At 45.2% G+C, this 15,841-nt stretch carries 13 protein-coding genes; 5 read left to right on the top strand and 8 right to left on the bottom strand.

The window, feature by feature from the left end; genetic code table 11:
• Positions 1–84: 84 nt before the first annotated feature.
• Positions 85–2,529 carry a collagenase gene (locus tag R8N46_RS09185; protein ID WP_213972304.1) on the bottom strand — a complete coding sequence of 815 codons (2,445 nt, stop codon included), beginning with the start codon at positions 2,527–2,529 and terminating at the stop codon, positions 85–87.
• Between the two features lie 302 nt (positions 2,530–2,831).
• Between R8N46_RS09185 and R8N46_RS09180 the strand changes: the two genes are divergently transcribed.
• The gene (locus R8N46_RS09180; protein WP_213972303.1) at positions 2,832–3,284 is read left to right on the top strand and encodes a hypothetical protein; all 453 of its coding nucleotides are present in this window, start codon (positions 2,832–2,834) and stop codon (positions 3,282–3,284) included.
• Between the two features lie 102 nt (positions 3,285–3,386).
• On the opposite strand, the gene R8N46_RS09175 is transcribed toward R8N46_RS09180, so the two are convergent.
• The 7 genes from R8N46_RS09175 to R8N46_RS09145 all read right to left on the bottom strand — a co-directional run bounded on the left by R8N46_RS09175 (position 3,387) and on the right by R8N46_RS09145 (position 11,197).
• Positions 3,387–4,235 (bottom strand): ABC transporter permease, encoded by an 849-nt coding sequence (locus R8N46_RS09175; RefSeq protein ID WP_025766753.1) that lies wholly within the window; start codon positions 4,233–4,235, stop codon positions 3,387–3,389.
• 2 nt (positions 4,236–4,237) lie between these two features.
• A complete protein-coding gene (locus R8N46_RS09170; RefSeq protein ID WP_053350407.1) occupies positions 4,238–5,518 on the bottom strand; it encodes an ABC transporter permease in 1,281 nt (426 codons plus the stop codon).
• Entirely contained in the window at positions 5,515–6,636 is a 1,122-nt protein-coding gene (locus tag R8N46_RS09165; protein ID WP_054866064.1) for an ABC transporter ATP-binding protein, read from the bottom strand. The genes R8N46_RS09170 and R8N46_RS09165 overlap by 4 nt, the downstream gene beginning before the upstream one ends.
• Before the next feature lie 73 nt (positions 6,637–6,709).
• Positions 6,710–7,624 (bottom strand): dihydrodipicolinate synthase family protein, encoded by a 915-nt coding sequence (locus R8N46_RS09160; RefSeq protein ID WP_145474130.1) that lies wholly within the window; start codon positions 7,622–7,624, stop codon positions 6,710–6,712.
• Positions 7,625–7,680: 56 nt separating this feature from the next.
• Entirely contained in the window at positions 7,681–8,655 is a 975-nt protein-coding gene (locus R8N46_RS09155; RefSeq protein ID WP_005377853.1) for an ornithine cyclodeaminase family protein, read from the bottom strand.
• 86 nt (positions 8,656–8,741) lie between these two features.
• Positions 8,742–9,815, bottom strand: a complete 1,074-nt coding sequence (locus R8N46_RS09150) for a polyamine ABC transporter substrate-binding protein (protein WP_017633955.1) — start codon at positions 9,813–9,815, stop codon at positions 8,742–8,744.
• A 125-nt stretch (positions 9,816–9,940) separates the two neighbouring features.
• Positions 9,941–11,197 (bottom strand): NAD(P)/FAD-dependent oxidoreductase, encoded by a 1,257-nt coding sequence (locus R8N46_RS09145; protein ID WP_213871600.1) that lies wholly within the window; start codon positions 11,195–11,197, stop codon positions 9,941–9,943.
• Between the two features lie 109 nt (positions 11,198–11,306).
• On the opposite strand from R8N46_RS09145, the gene R8N46_RS09140 reads away from it, so the two are divergent.
• The 4 genes from R8N46_RS09140 to R8N46_RS09125 all read left to right on the top strand — a co-directional run bounded on the left by R8N46_RS09140 (position 11,307) and on the right by R8N46_RS09125 (position 15,484).
• Entirely contained in the window at positions 11,307–12,308 is a 1,002-nt protein-coding gene (locus tag R8N46_RS09140) for a 4-hydroxyproline epimerase (protein ID WP_213972302.1), read from the top strand.
• A gap of 21 nt (positions 12,309–12,329) precedes the next feature.
• Entirely contained in the window at positions 12,330–13,862 is a 1,533-nt protein-coding gene (locus R8N46_RS09135; RefSeq protein WP_213972331.1) for an aldehyde dehydrogenase (NADP(+)), read from the top strand.
• A gap of 152 nt (positions 13,863–14,014) precedes the next feature.
• Entirely contained in the window at positions 14,015–14,689 is a 675-nt protein-coding gene (locus R8N46_RS09130; RefSeq protein ID WP_053303155.1) for a GntR family transcriptional regulator, read from the top strand.
• 30 nt (positions 14,690–14,719) lie between these two features.
• Complete coding sequence (locus tag R8N46_RS09125; RefSeq protein WP_005377865.1) at positions 14,720–15,484, top strand: hypothetical protein; 765 nt, start codon at positions 14,720–14,722, stop codon at positions 15,482–15,484.
• The last annotated feature ends 357 nt before the right edge of the window (positions 15,485–15,841 follow it).

Here is a 15,841-nt window from a genome sequence, read left to right as displayed (position 1 = left end):
TAGAGATAACGGCGTGAAAAACAAAAACGCCCCGCAATGTTAGCGAGGCGATCAATTAAATTAAAATGATGCAGTTAAAATGCCCTACTGACGACACTTCTGAGCATCAAAATCAACGACGATGGCGGCATTCTCAAAGTCACCAGAGACTTTAACGTAGCCCCAGTAGTTACTCTGATTTGACAACGTAATACACTCTCCATTACCAATATTATCTGACCACCCGTGACGATTAGTATCATCCGGCCAACCAGAGTTACTGTATTCAAGCTTTAGGTTGCCCGTACCATTCCCCGTCGTTATCGCCAGATTTGAGCTCTCATTCACCGCTGGCACGCTTAGCCAAATGGTTTGTTGATTTGCCAAGCAAACAGGCTCTCCTGCTGTTAGGCGCCCACCGCTTACTTTACTTTGCACCGCGCAGTCTTGTGGCAATGTGTCATTACCGCCCAACGTTGAGATAACAACACTATGAGTGGCGGTTGCCGTCAAGCCTTCACTGTCTGTCACACTTAGACTGACCGAATACTCCCCTTCACTCCCATATTGGTGCGTCGGCTTGGTTTGTGTACTTGTCGAGCCATCACCGAAGTCCCATAAGACGCTGACGATCTTCCCGTTTGGGTCTGTACTGTTTTCACTGCTAAATGTAATGCTTTCACCGACTTTCCCCTTGTTGTTTGCGGTTATGACTGCATTAGGTGCACCATTTGAGACAAGGGCTTGCTGCCACTGCTCAAACTCACTTTGATATAAATTCGCCCATTGGGTGATCGTTGCTTTGTAATTGCTCCAATTCCCTTGGCGTGTTTCCACCAGCATTTGGTTTACGTCATCTTTATGATTTTCAAACATAAAACGTACAGCTAAGTACCCCCAACGATAAATTCGATCGACATCAAACCCATCATAAGTAGTCTCGAAAATCTCACTTAAGGTATATGTCGAGCCGTCTAAAATCGTCTCAAGTGCTGCTTGGTTGTCATTTTCTTGAGCGACATACTCTGCAATGCCTTCACTCCACCACACTATTTTTTCAGTTGGATGACTAAACCCTCCATAGAGATCAAATCGACCATCTAAGTAATGCACGTATTCGTGCTCTAAGTTCCAGACAAAGTGATCCGCGTTCGCATAAGAGGCTTCATAAGCAATAAAGTTGGGAATATTCCCCGGCTGGGAAGGATCGCCTTCCAAGTACATACCGCCATTGTCAGTACTAATATCGAAAATTGGCCCTGCGTACTTACCATAATCGGTGCTTGAATCGAAGATATTGACTTGGAGCTGAGTATTGTGGTCATCTTTTACTGGCTGTTCACCAGTTTCTAATGACTGATGAAAGTAACCCTCTTCGTAACCCATTTTAGAACATGCGGCCGCGTGTTGCTCTTGCGTCATATTCTGGGACAATATTCGAATTGTTGGACTACAAGTATAAGTTTGCGATAGCACTAAGCCTTTTAGCTCAGTTTCGAAATTACAAATTCCGAACTCACTACAATCTGCGTAATATGAGGCAGTGTCCGCCGCCGCAAGCCAAACCGCGTCACCCCGACCATACATTTCATACTGTTCAAAGATTCGACTCAGCTGACTCTTCACAACAGAACTCGCGTTACCCGTATACTTGGTCAAACGCCCGAGCTCTCGCCCCGCATTCGCGGCCATGAACTCATCTTCAGCACCGATTGATGATGCCCTCAGAGCAAAATCGCCTAAAGCTTTGGCAAGGTCCGTTTGGTTGCCAATTATTTGCACAAATTGCTCGTTCCACTGCCCACCAAACAAAATAGTGAAAACACCGTTAACTGCATTGCGCATATACCAGTGCTGGGCGTATTGATCATTCCAACGTGTAAGCCACTGGGTCACTTGCGGTAAGTACGCGTGCTGCAAGCCCGCACTATCCATAGTGATGATGACTTCACTAAGCACTTTGCCGTGACGGTCGCTGTTCTCATAGAAGTTTGCGGTATTAACAAACGCATCCACGGATTCTTTCACCGCTGGGGTAACCCATTCAATAAATGAGATGTTGTCATTGTAAAACTCGGCGTAATAACCCGCGCGCAAGTATAAGAAAAACGTTTCGAGTTCATCGCTCCCGCCACCTGTATACCCCTTCGCCAATGTCGTAGTGCGCTTCGCAATGTTGTACATATGATCGGAGCTAAATACCGACTCCTGAATCCGACTTTCAGCAGAGAATAACTGGTTCACGCACGTCGCGCCCTGACTTAAAATTTCGCTGATCAATTGGTTACTGCTTTCGGTAACCAATGCTTCCAAATCACAAGCAGTGCTCGACTCATCAAGGCTTTCAAGTGACTGTACTCGAGTTGCCTTGGAGGGCTGAATAGGGAGAGTTGCGGTTGGTTGGTATTCAACTCGATTGGATTCAACACCGTGTGTATGAGCCGAATGTGCATGTTGCTCTGTAACTTGAGAAACTGGCTCGCTTAACGCAAATACGCCAGTGCTGGTTAATGTTGTCGCAATCGCGACACTCAAAGTCTTCAGTTCCATCTAATTTCTTCTATATTGAGTTTTCCTTAAATGCATTACGTCTTTTGCATCGCCACTGCCCTTATTACTGCAAGAGCATCTCCATATAATCTACTCGCAAGACAAGATGAAACATTTTGTTAACAACTGAACGTGACGGTGTCAGTTTTTGGTACTCGAGTTGCCGTTGCACGAGCTTGCCAGAAATCGATTTGCTTTAGTAATATTGATCAACTAGTTGTTTATCTTTCCATTCAAATATCTTTTATTGCTCCTCACAAAAGCGATAAAATGGTTTCTTTTCTTTTTGCTAAACAACTCCTATGACCGACGCTGATATTGAGCTACAACATCTTTGGTTAGAAGTCCAAGCCGAACGCTGGCAAAACCTGCCACGCTTTTTATTCAGTTACTACTGCTACAAGCACAACCTTGTCAGTAAAACCAACAAAGTTTGTTGGGAGACGGCACGTGCAAGACTGCCCGCTTCAACATCAATAAAAGAGCGAAAAAAGGCGGTGGTTGAACCGTTAGTCTCTGAGGAAACCGTCGTTGGGTTATTGAAATCCATCAGCAAAGATGGGGAAATGACGTTTAACGTGATGGTAACCACACTTAATGCGTTTTTGCACTATGTTGTGATTAGCAAGGAAGAGAAAGCCCGACTTAAACCAAACATGCCAGCTAGTTGGTATCAGCGATCAAACAAGTCGCCTTTGGCACGTTTCGAGCAGGCTGGCATTAATCTACAGGAGTGGCATGTCAGTCATCGCTGATGATAAACACAAAAGACAAGCGCCTACAATGAGGCGCATTTGGTCAAAAATTGAGGAGCACCTAAACAAAAGTGCGTAGCGAGCAACAAAGAAAAAGTTTGGTTATTCTTGAATGCCTCGAATGCGTACATTACGCCTACGTAGAACTTCTAAAGTCACGAGCAAACACACCGACATAAAAATCAGCAACGTAGCGACCGCCAATATAGTCGGACTGATTTGCTCTCGAATTCCTGACCACATCTGCCTAGGAACGGTTTTTTGTTCTGCCCCAGTCAGGAATAACGCCACCACAACCTCGTCGAACGAAGTGCCAAAAGCAAACAAGCCGCCAGAAATCATCCCCGGACGAATCAGAGGAAAGGTAATGTGTCTGAAAGTATAAACAGGGTTTGCTCCTAAGCTAGCCGCCGCTTTTACCAAGCTATGGTCAAAGCCGCTTAACGTCGCAGTAACGGTAATGACGACAAAAGGCGTACCTAACGCAGCGTGTGCCAAAATGACGCCTAAATAAGTTTGTGATAAGCCAAGGCGTGTGTAGAAAAAGTACATCGCAGCAGCAGAGATAATGACTGGTACGATCATGGGCGAGATCAACAGCGCCATAATCGTATTGCGAAAAGGCAAGTTACTACTTGCTAAACCCAACGCCGCCAGAGTTCCCAGCCCTGTTGCAACGAGTGTCGCCATAAAAGCAATGAACGTGCTATTTTTCAGCGCCAACAGCCACTGATCACTAGTAAACATTTCTTGATACCAGCGAGTAGAATACGCTTCCGAATCAAGGTTTAACATCCCCTCGGTAAAAGTAAAGTAAGGCGTTGCATTAAACGATAACGGGATGATGGTCAGAATTGGAGCGATTAAAAAGAACAGCACCAACCCACAAAAAGCTAAGTAACCTGCGTAAGCAACTCGCTCTACTTTTGATGCATAGTTTGGTAATGCCATGGTTATCCTCCTACCTTAAGGTTATTAATACCAACCACACGGTTGAATATATAAAACAGAACCAGTACAACGAACAAAAGCAGTCCACCCAATGCGCCAGCCATCCCCCAGTTCAGTGATGTCTGCATATGATAGGCAATCATATTGGAGATCATCTGTCCGCTTCTTCCACCAACCAAAGCGGGCGTAATGTAGAAGCCAATAGAAAGAATGAAAGTAAGCAAGGCCCCCGCACCTATCCCCGGTAACGTAAGCGGCATATAAACTTTGATGAACGCAATGAAAGGCGTCGCGCCTAGAGAACGAGCGGCACGGAAATAAGTTGGGCTAATTCCTTTCATTACGCTATACAGAGGCAGGATCATAAAAGGCAACAGAATGTGCACCATAGACACCACCGTTCCGAAGGTATTGTGAATCATCTGAATTCGCTCAGAAGTAAAACCCGACCAAATAAGGAGATCATTAATGACCCCTTGGTTTTGCAGCAGAACAATCCAAGACGTGGTTCTGACTAACAATGATGTCCAAAATGGCAGCAGCACAATAATTAAAAGTAAGTTCGCGCGCTTATCAGGTAAATTGGCAAGCAGGTAAGCAACGGGGTACGCCATCACCAAACAAATTAAGGTGATTGAAATAGACATCCAAAAAGTTTTAAAGAAAAGGTCGACGTATATTTGGCGTTTTTCTGGTTGGGGCTCAATGTCTCCAAACTCATTCACTTGCAAGTCTAGCGCTGCAAGATAGTGACTGAATGTTAATGCGCCACTAAGATTCTTAAACGCCGCCCAATATTTAGGATTAGTCCATCGCTTATCCAGCTTAGCCAACTGTGTCACCGAGCTCGGCAGCGACGTCAAACGAGACAACTTTCTGCCGGTTTTCATGAGTAAACTGCGCATACCAGACTCTTCAATATTCATCCGGTTGGCTATTTTCGGCAGCTCTTTGCTTTGATAAAGCGCAAGTACTTCAACAGAGAATGCCTCAATGACTTCTTGATGAGGCTGACCTTGATAATCCCAACTTTCTAAGGCTTGAATAGTTTGTGGTAGTGACAGGGATATTTCTCGGTTATCCACGCTTCGATAAAGCATGTCGAGGATAGGAAAAGCAAACGTAAGCAGAATAAAACACACCAATGGCGTTGTGAGCATAATGGAGCGAAGCTTTTTTCGGCGCTCGGCCTTTTGCAACTGCGCTTTCAAATTGGTTTCTTGCTCATGAACTTGGCGTTCGATTTCCAATACAGAATCTAATGCGGTTAGCTCTCGACTCATGCTGCTACCTCGCTACTTTGAGTTTGTGTCCCATCAAGAGCATGGCAATCGTCACTTTGCCAACCAATACGACAAATTGAGCCAGGCGTTAACTGCAAGTGTTTACGATTATCGTTAGGTACTTTAACGATGAAGTGACCAACGCTCTCTACTTCGACGACCAGACGATAATGATCACCGTGATAAATCAATTCTCGTAGGACGCCCGAGACTTGGTTCTCACAAGACGCTTTCTCTGGTTGAATAACAATCTTTTCTGGTCGAATGGAAAGTGTTGTTCTCTGCCCTTGCTCAGAGACTCTGACAGGTTTCGCAGTAAATAACTCTTTCCCAACGAGCACTTGGCAATACTTTCCGTCCCACTCTTTGACTAAACCTGAGAGTTGGTTGTTTTCTCCGATAAACTGCGCAACAAACGTATTACTCGGAGATTCATAAAGCTCGGTTGGTGTCGCGAGTTGTTGCACTTCGCCGTGATTAAAAACCGCAATACGGTCGGACATAGTGAGAGCTTCGTCTTGATCGTGCGTCACATACAAAATGGTGATACCAAGCTTTTCATGCAAATGTTTAATTTCCATCTGCATTTGCTCACGCAGCTGCTTATCTAACGCGCCTAGTGGTTCATCCATCAAAACGAGTTTAGGCTCAAACACTAATGCTCGCGCTAACGCAACACGCTGTTGTTGACCACCTGATAACTGCTTCGGGTATCGAGTCGCAACATGCTCAAGCTCGACCATTTCTAATACACTCTGAACTTTGCTTTGAATCGTGTCACTGTCGAGTTTTCGCACCTTTAAAGGAAACGCAAGATTCTCAGCAATGGTCATATGTGGAAACAACGCATAGTTTTGAAACACCATACCAATATCGCGCTTGTGCGGCGCGAGATGATTGACAGGAACGCCATCAATATAAATGTCTCCACCGGTCGCAGTTTCAAAGCCTGCTAGCATCATCAAGCAAGTGGTCTTGCCCGATCCTGACGGCCCCAACATAGTAACGAACTCTCCAGGAGCAATATCTAAGTTGAAGTCTTTCACCACCAAATTCGTGCCATCGTAGGTTTTCTTAACGTGTTGAAAGCTGACATAGTCCTTGTTTTCCGTGCTCATGACTTCCCTCTTCTCATTTTTTGAATATTACGAATGAGTAGAGCGTCAGTTAACGCTCTACTAAACAGCACAATTACAGATTGTATTTGGATAGGTCTAAGCGGGTTTCTAATGCATGTTCAACCATTTGAATGACTTGTTGACGCTCTTCACCTTGTAAGAGTTGGCGTGGCGCACGAACTTGTTCAGAGCCACGTCCGCAGACTTGCTCGGCCAATTTTATGCACTGAACCAGCGTAGGAATGGTGTCTAAACGCAGTAGGGGTAAGAACCAACGGTAGATCTCTAACGCTTCAGCATAACGACCTTGGCTTGCCAGTTTATAAATCGCAACGGACTCTTCTGGGAATGCGTTGGTTAAACCAGAAATCCAGCCGGTCGCACCTAGCATCAATGATTCAAGAGCGATGTCATCAACACCACTGAACACGGTAAAGCGGCCATCAAATTTATTGTAAAGCTCGGTGATACGACGAGTATCAGTGGTCGACTCTTTGATAGCTACAATACTTTCAAACTCAGCCAGTTTCGCCATGATATCGAGGTTTACATCGACACCATAAGCAACCGGGTTGTTGTAAATCATGATTGGCATTTCTGGCGTTGCTTCTGCTAGCGTGCGGTAATATTCGAACGTTTCGCTCTCAGACGTGCGGTAAACCATGGCAGGCATCACCATACAACCATCGATACCAATTTTGTACGCATCCTGCATGTAATCAACAGCTGCTGTGGTAATAGACTCTGCTGTACCAGCAATCAAAGGCACACGGCCATTTACGACTTCTTTTGCCGCTTGCAAGACCTGGCGTTTCTCCTCCGGGTACAACGCGCAGTTCTCACCGACGGTACCCAAGCAGATAATGCCATTCACACCATCTTTAATTTGGTTATCTATAACAGTTTGCGTTGCGTCTAAGTCGATTGACTGATCTTGACGAAATTGCGTACTGACCGCCGGATAAACACCTTTCCAATCAATTTTCATGAACTACTTTCCTTATATGTATATTGTATGCAATTTAAATGAACGAGCGAAAATGCTCAGACATGGCTATCTATGCCATTTTCTAACAACACCGCCTTTACAGCGGCCAAATCAGCCAAAGCACTGCCAACTGATTTGTATAAAGTAATGACCTCATCGTTTTGACGTCCTGAGATTTGTTGGGCGCAAAGCTGCGGTAATTCCCCTTTGATATCGTCTGACGTGAATACGCCCTCTTGAATTGGAATGAGAAGATCGCCCGCTTCGGCTAATACATTAATACGGCTATCAACATACACCTGTGCTCGTTGCACTGCTTCGGAGTCGCATTCACGCTTGTCCAAGTCATGATTACCGACCAAATCAATATGGGTGCCCGGCTGCACGTCTGCGCCATTAAACAAAGGCTCTGCTGATGCAGTAATACAGCTGATGATGTCAACGTGTTTGATAACGTGGTCCACTTTTTCTACGACTGAAACGCGAAACCGACGCTCATCAGGAAGCGACTGATACTCTGAAGATGACACAATGGCATCTACCGTCGCCTCGGCTTTATCTGAGTTACGCCCCCAAATATAAACCTGCTTAAGTGGGCGAACCGCAGCGTATGCCCACGCAAAATAAGGCGCAAGATTGCCCGTTCCGCAGATCAACAGACGATCAGCATCGGGACGCGCCAAATAGTCCGCTGCCAACGCAGAAGCTGCGGCGGTGCGCCAAAACGTTAAAACTTTACCGTCCACGAGTGCGAGCGGCTCACCATCGTTTCGTCTAAAAACAAGCAGCTTAGATGCAAGCGTATCTTTGCCTTGCTCAGGGTTATGCGGGAAATACGTAAAGGCTTTCACCGCAATCAACTCCTGGTTCCAAGCTGGAAGTAGCGCAAACGCCTCGTATTCTCCCTCTTCTAAGGGCATGACTCGGCGTTGAGGTATTGTTGCTGGCCGCGAGTACATTTCACGCATCGTTTCAATAAGAGACTTCATTGTTAAACATTGCGCGACTTGCTGTGCTTCGATGACTTTCATCATTTCTCCGAAAACATAAATACAGTTGAGGAAAGTACGGAACCTCGCTTATGGATGAAAACTCGACCCCATACAAAAATTAACGCCTAGTTAAGCAGCCAGGTATTGAACTCTTCATTTAGTTCATCCGCGTAGTCTGACCACCATTCATCGTTAATCAGGAAGGCGGTTTGGAAGTTTTGAGGTGCGGTAGGAAGGTTCGCTAAAATGTCTGGGTTCACCTCCGCCGAAGACGACTTACGCGTAGGCCCATAGGCAACGTACTTAGCTTGATCAGCTAATGGTTTTGTTCCTGAAGAAAAAGCAATGAAGTCCAATGCAAGCTTTGTGTTCTCACTCCCTTTAGGTATCGCCCATCCATTCATGTAACCCATTTGACGGTCCCATATAATCCGAAATGGTTGACCTTCATCCTTACGGGCATTGTGGATTCGGCCGTTAAACGCCGAGGCGATCACCACTTCTTTGTCTGCAAGCATTTGAGGTGGCTGGGCACCTGTTGTCCACCACAGCACTTCTGATTTGATCGTATCCAACTTAGCAAAAGCACGCTCACGCCCCGCTTCGGTTTCGAGCAGGCTGTAGACCTCTTCTGGCTTTACACCATCAGCCAATAGTGCCCACTCAAGATTACCCTGAGGCTGTTTTTGCAATGCACGTCGACCTGGAAAAGTTTTTAGGTCAAAGAGATCGGTCAACTTGCTAGGCAAAGCCTTACCTTTAAACGCGTCTTCGTTCACCGCTAATACAGTGGACACTACGATGGTATTGATTGCGCACTCGTGAATCGCACCATCAATAAAATCCTCTTGTGCTGGTGTTCCATCTGCGCCCGGAGGCAAAATACTTGGGCTCACTGGTTCTAGTAACCCTTCGGCGCAACCACGAACAATGTCTGGCTTGTCGAGAGAAACCAAATCCCAGCGCACATTGTTCGCTTCCACCTGCGCTTTAATTTCAGCTAATCCGCCGCTGAAATCCTCGGATACGATCTCGACACCTGTTTTTTTAATGAAAGGCTTGTGATATGCCTCCACTTGGCTCTTGGTGAATGCACCACCCCAAGATACGACCGTCAATTTGTCTTCAGCATAAGCAGAGGTCCCCAACAGCATTCCTGAAATCAACAGCGCCAATGGTGCTTTGGTCATTCGTGACATGTTTTACTCCTTTTGGTTGTTTTTCTGGAGGCATCCGAGTACGGCTGTTGGATACCAGTTTTTGTTAAAATTAAGTTAACATTAGCATTTAATATATTTTATACAATATTTAATATTAAATTTTTTCAGGCGAATCGTTGTAATGAAAAAGGTGAAAGATCAATCGATGTCGGCTTTCCTTCGATAAGCTCTAAAAGGAGATCTGCCGTAATCGCCGCTTGAGTTAATCCAAGGTGTTGGTGGCCAAATGCCAGTAATACATTTCCATCCCAAATGCTATCAATAACCGGTAACGAGTCGACTGTTGAAGGCCGATTCCCCATCCACTTTTCTCCTTGCCTGAGTGGATGTAACCCCGATTCAAACATCTCATCACCTAACTGAAAAAGCATTTCTGAACGTTTCATATTGGGTGGTGATTCTACATCGGCATACTCAACAGTGCCTGCCAAGCGTAGCCCACCAGACATCGGAGTCATGATGAATTTTCTATCGGCAGAGCTAATAGGAAATGGCAGTACATCACGCTTGTCATCCACCATTAGGTGATAACCTCGCTCGGCTTGAATAGGCACTTTGACTCCGGTTAGTTGCCGTATCAAAGGCTTAGAATGTACACCAGCGGCAACAATGATTCGGTCAAATGAATACGTTTGAGACTCAACCAGCACCTCGCCATTTTTCGCCAACGCAGATACACCGTTTTGTAAAACCTTACCGCCAAGAACTTCAAAAGCTTCACTTAGCTCAACACAGAGCTGATAAGGGTCTAGCGTATGACCTGTATCGGGAAAAAAGACGCCGACACGAACCTTATGACTGAGATCAGGTATCCGCTCTCGAATCGCCTCTTGTGTCCAAACTTGATACGCCACACCGTTTTTAGCCAGTGAGTTAAGCGTGCTTTGATAATTCTGAAACAGTTTCTCGTTTTCAAAAGTGAGCAATGAACCATTCATTTTTATTAGATGTGCTTTTCCGATTGAATCAAGCACGCCACGCCAACTTGCCACTGACCGCTCGTTAAGACTCTTAATCGCGTTTTTTGCCCGCTCCGCGGCTGATGGCTTTGTTTGTAATAGAAAACGAATCATCCACCCGATTGTGTTTGGAATATCTTGCCAACGGATCGAAACCGGACTTTTGGAATCTAGCAGCATTTTAGGTAATTGTGGAAGCAGCGCTGGCGTTGCAAGAGGGAAGATTTGCTCAGTCGCGATATGACCTGCGTTTCCCTTAGAGCATCCATTCCCCACGCCATTGGGATCAAAAATCGTGACTTGATAACCTTGTTGCTGCAACTTCAATCCAATTGATAAGCCAATAATCCCCGCACCTATCACGGCGATCCTTTCCTTTTTGGTTTCATCCTTGACCAACATAAATATGCTCCGAGTCACACTTGAAAACGTAGATTGTATACAATATATTTTACATTACGTTAACATCACTATTGTTTAATTCAACCATTTTTTCAGCAAGGAGCGAAAAATGAGACAAGGAACTTTTTTCTGTATTGATGCCCACACCTGCGGCAACCCAGTTAGGCTGGTAGCAGGCGGTGTGCCTCCACTCGAAGGCAATACCATGAGCGAAAAGCGCCAATACTTTCTTGAGCATTATGATTGGATTCGTCAGGCACTCATGTTTGAGCCTCGCGGACACTCAATGATGTCGGGGTCCGTTGTCTTGCCTCCTTGCAGCGATAACGCAGACGCTTCAATTCTGTTTATTGAAACCAGTGGCTGCTTACCAATGTGTGGCCACGGCACCATTGGAACCGTCACTACCGCTATCGAGAATCGCCTTATCACTCCCAAAAAAGAAGGCCGTTTGATACTTGATGTCCCAGCAGGACAAATCGCAGTGCACTACCAAACAAAAGGTGACAAGGTCACGTCGGTGAAGATATTTAACGTACCAGCTTACCTTGCCCACCAAGACGTAACCGTGGACATAGAGGGCTTAGGTGAGCTCACTGTCGATGTTGCTTATGGCGGAAACTATTACGTAATCGTCGATCCTCAAGAAAACTACGCCGGACTTGAACACTACTCTCCAGATGAAATTTTGATGCTTTCACCAAAAGTTCGCGAAGCGGTATCTCGAGCGGTTGAGTGCGTACATCCAGAAGATCCAACAGTGTGCGGTGTTTCTCACGTGCTATGGACCGGAGAGTCCACTCAAGAAAACGCCACCGCTCGAAATGCTGTGTTTTACGGCGACAAAGCGTTGGATCGTTCGCCATGTGGTACGGGAACAAGTGCACGTATGGCGCAATGGCATGCAAGAGGCAAGCTCAATCAAGGGGAAGACTTTGTTCACGAAAGTATCATCGGCAGCCTATTTCAAGGACGTATAGAAGGCATTACCGAAGTGAATGGCAAAGCCGCTATTTTGCCAAGCATTGAAGGATGGGCACAAGTATACGGTCACAACACGATATGGGTAGACGATGAAGACCCATATGCGTACGGATTTGAAGTGAAGTAATAAGGATAGTAAGGAAGAATGATGAACCCACAAGAACCAACCACTTTTTACGCAGTCAACGCCTTTACTGGTGAGCCTCTACCTATAGCGTTTCCGGTACATGGAGAGCAAGAAGTTAATCAAGCCGCCTCAGCCGCCCAAAGCGTTGCGCGTGAGTTTCGCCAACTAAGCAATGCAAAGCGAGCGAGCTTACTTTGCTCTATCGCCTCTGAATTGGAAGTGAAGAGTGAAGAAATCGTTGCTCGTGCTCATTTGGAAACTGCCCTTCCCGAAGCACGTTTAAGCGGTGAAATAGGACGTACAGCGAGCCAATTAAGACTATTTGCCGAGGTTGTGAGATCGGGTAATCACCATCAAGCAATTTTCGATACGCCAAACCCAAACCGTCAACCACTGCCAAAACCAGATATTCGCCGTCAACAAATCGCAATTGGCCCTGTCGCCGTGTTTGGTGCGTCTAATTTTCCGCTCGCATTTTCTACGGCAGGTGGTGATACGGCTTCGGCACTGGCAGCTGGCTGTCCTGTGATTGTAAAAGGCCATACCGCCCACCCTGGCACCAGTCAACTTGTTGCAGAGTGTATTGAGGCTGCACTGGAGAAAGAGTGCTTACCGCAAGCCATCTTCACGCTATTGCAAGGCAACAAACGCGCACTTGGCCAAGCACTCGTTACCCATCCAAAAATTAAAGGGGTTGGGTTTACAGGCTCCGTCGGTGGTGGCCGTGCGCTGTTCAATCTAGCTCAGCAAAGACCAGAGCCAATCCCATTCTATGGTGAACTAGGGGCGATTAACCCAACATTTATTCTCCCTTCAGCCATACGAGCAAACGCCTCATTGGCTGAAGAGTTTGTAGCTTCTATGACTTTGGGCTGTGGACAATTTTGTACTAAACCTGGCGTTGTATTTGTCTTGAATAGCCCAGAAACGCAAGCCTTTATCGAGACCGCTCAAGGGCTAATTCGACAACAATCAACGGCCACTTTGCTAACTCAAGGAATCCGAGAAACGTATGAATCCGAAGTGAATAAGCGAGCTTCCGAAACAGGCATTAACGTCACTCGTTCTGAACAAGCAGAAGCGACCAATGTCTCACCAGCACTGTTCGTGACGGACAGTAAAAACTGGCGTGAAAACCCGCAATGGGAGGAAGAAATATTTGGTCCTCAATCGTTAATCGTAATCTGTGAAGATTTCGATGACATGTTGAAACTGAGTGATTCACTGACTGGCTCGCTCACCGCAACCCTTCACGCTACCGCTGAAGACGAAGAACAAGCCAAGCAACTGCTGCCAAGTTTGGAAGAAATCGCCGGACGCCTTGTATTCAACGGTTGGCCAACTGGCGTCGAGGTTGGTTACGCTATGGTTCATGGTGGACCATATCCGGCTTCAACCAATTCTGCCTCAACATCTGTCGGTGCGGAGGCTATTCATCGTTGGTTGCGTCCGGTCGCTTATCAAGCTTTGCCAGAATCTTTATTGCCGGATTCATTAAAAGCGTCGAACCCACTAGGTATCCAACGCGCCATAGATGGCAGTGTGTCCCAATAAGATCAACAAATGGCTCAAAAAGGCATCAACTGATGCCTTTTATTTCACTCTACTTCTCAAAACCTTCTTTCCTAGTTGGTTTGTGCCAGAAAAACAATAAACTACTAAAGTAAAATGGATTGGATACAATATTAATTTAACGGGAGACTTCAATGTCACAGAAACCTGTTTTTAAAACGCGCACTCAGCTCGTTGAGGAAGCAATTCGAACTCAGATCTTGAAGGGCGAGTTAAAAACTGGTCAACCTTTACGTCAAGATGCGTTAGCAAAAGAGTTTAATGTTAGCCGAATTCCTGTGCGTGAAGCGTTAGTTCAATTGGAAGCACAAGGACTCGTTAGCTTTGAACCTCACAAAGGTGCGACGGTCACCGAGCTATCTCCAGAGAAAATCAATGAGCTATTTGAACTGCGCGCTGTCGTGGAGTGCCACATTTTAGAGCGTGCGATTCAAAATATGACAGACGCTGACCTTGAACGCGCGCGCGAAGTTCGCGAACGTTTCGAGTCAGTAGTGAACAGTGGCGACGAAGTAGAAGAATGGAGCAACTACAACTACGAGTTCCACAAAGCCCTATATGCGCCAGCCAACATGCCTGAAACTATGGACGTCATTTACAACCTGAACACAAAGTGTGACCGATACATACGCATGCAGCTATTGTTTACTACAGGCATTAAAAAGGCAGAAGAAGAGCACTTAAACTTGTTTGAAATGTGCCAAAATCGCGATATCGAAGGCGCCAAGTACCTGCTGAAAAAACACATTCTAGAAGCGGGCACAGCGATTCGAAACCTGCTGCTTGAAAGGCAAAATATCAGCCAGTAAACGGAATAACGAATAAGGTGATATTCAAGGATGAATGTTGGACCAAAGTTTTTACTCGCAGCGCTACGACAAAAGATTAAAGAAGAAGGGCTTTGCTACAATTCCTTGTCAGAGAAAAGTGGCATCCCTTTATCTAGTATTAAACGCCACCTACATAATCCAGCTTTAGGTTTGGATAAAGTACTTATTTATCTGAACTACCTGAATACCGATCTCATCGAACTCGCAACCTTAGCCAACGAGCTTCAGCACCAAAACGAGCAAATGCTAACAGATGAAGAGAGCGCCCTTTTCGTTGAGCATCCTTATTTACTTGATTTTATTTATATGCTGACTTCTCGTGATATTAAACCGCAAGAGATAGCCCAAACTTACGGGCTTTCTGATACAAGCTTACGATTCTATTTACGTATCGCGGAAATTCTAGGATATGTCGAAAACTTCGGAGACGGCTTGTTTTATCGTTCTGGTCGTCGATTTATTATGGAAGAAGGTACGGCATTAGACACCTTATTCAAAGAGCGATTTCAACAAGATTCGCTTTCTCATGATATCAACCCAGGCGTATGTATAGGTCGCATTAGGCTCACCGAAGAGCAGAAAGTGCAAATAGAGGACGAGCTTTGTAATAAATTAGCGAAACTTAACGCAGTTAACACTTCCAACAATGAAGGTGAACTAACAAATATATTAATGCGCTGCACTCCCGGTGCTCAGATATTTTTCGCTGATGATTTACCTAACATTGACGGAAGCTTATTAAAGCACGTCGCTCAACTCACTAAATTAAGTTAAAGCATCAGATAAATAAATCAAACACCCCCGAGATAACATCATATATCCCTACCAAACTATTGATTCAAAGCGTTTCCTGAATCTAATTCTGATTTTTTATTTAGCAAGCGTCGCTTAGTCAACTAAGAACTTGTCTTAATTTCACACTTATTAATTGTCTTGTTAGCTCTTTTGAAATAGACAGAAAACTTAAGTAATGACTAATTTAGCTTAAGTATAAAAGACAACTTTTTTACGTTATTTACCTCACACTATTTAACTATAAATTTGCAGACGAACAAATTAAATTAATACATTCACCTAGCTAATAAAAACAAAAGCAAAACACATAATTATAATTCTATTATTTATAAGGAC

This window comes from Vibrio sp. 1874 (genome assembly GCF_033344395.1).
GTDB classification, from domain to species: Bacteria; Pseudomonadota; Gammaproteobacteria; order Enterobacterales; family Vibrionaceae; genus Vibrio; species Vibrio alginolyticus.
The sequence above is the reverse complement of the archived record's forward strand: the minus strand, read 5'-3'. Positions and strand labels throughout refer to the sequence as shown.

Bases quoted from the DNA above. Each gene is read 5' to 3' on its own strand.
- R8N46_RS09140 (WP_213972302.1), top strand. From the start codon at position 11,307: ATGAGACAAGGAACTTTTTTCTGTATTGATGCCCACACCTGCGGCAAC.
- R8N46_RS09135 (WP_213972331.1), top strand. From the start codon at position 12,330: ATGAACCCACAAGAACCAACCACTTTTTACGCAGTCAACGCCTTTACT.
- R8N46_RS09145 (WP_213871600.1), bottom strand. From the start codon at position 11,197: ATGTTGGTCAAGGATGAAACCAAAAAGGAAAGGATCGCCGTGATAGGT.
- R8N46_RS09155 (WP_005377853.1), bottom strand. From the start codon at position 8,655: ATGAAAGTCATCGAAGCACAGCAAGTCGCGCAATGTTTAACAATGAAG.
- R8N46_RS09185 (WP_213972304.1), bottom strand. From the start codon at position 2,529: ATGGAACTGAAGACTTTGAGTGTCGCGATTGCGACAACATTAACCAGC.
- R8N46_RS09150 (WP_017633955.1), bottom strand. From the start codon at position 9,815: ATGTCACGAATGACCAAAGCACCATTGGCGCTGTTGATTTCAGGAATG.
- R8N46_RS09180 (WP_213972303.1), top strand. From the start codon at position 2,832: ATGACCGACGCTGATATTGAGCTACAACATCTTTGGTTAGAAGTCCAA.
- R8N46_RS09170 (WP_053350407.1), bottom strand. From the start codon at position 5,518: ATGAGTCGAGAGCTAACCGCATTAGATTCTGTATTGGAAATCGAACGC.
- R8N46_RS09165 (WP_054866064.1), bottom strand. From the start codon at position 6,636: ATGAGCACGGAAAACAAGGACTATGTCAGCTTTCAACACGTTAAGAAA.
- R8N46_RS09130 (WP_053303155.1), top strand. From the start codon at position 14,015: ATGTCACAGAAACCTGTTTTTAAAACGCGCACTCAGCTCGTTGAGGAA.
- R8N46_RS09175 (WP_025766753.1), bottom strand. From the start codon at position 4,235: ATGGCATTACCAAACTATGCATCAAAAGTAGAGCGAGTTGCTTACGCA.
- R8N46_RS09125 (WP_005377865.1), top strand. From the start codon at position 14,720: ATGAATGTTGGACCAAAGTTTTTACTCGCAGCGCTACGACAAAAGATT.
- R8N46_RS09160 (WP_145474130.1), bottom strand. From the start codon at position 7,624: ATGAAAATTGATTGGAAAGGTGTTTATCCGGCGGTCAGTACGCAATTT.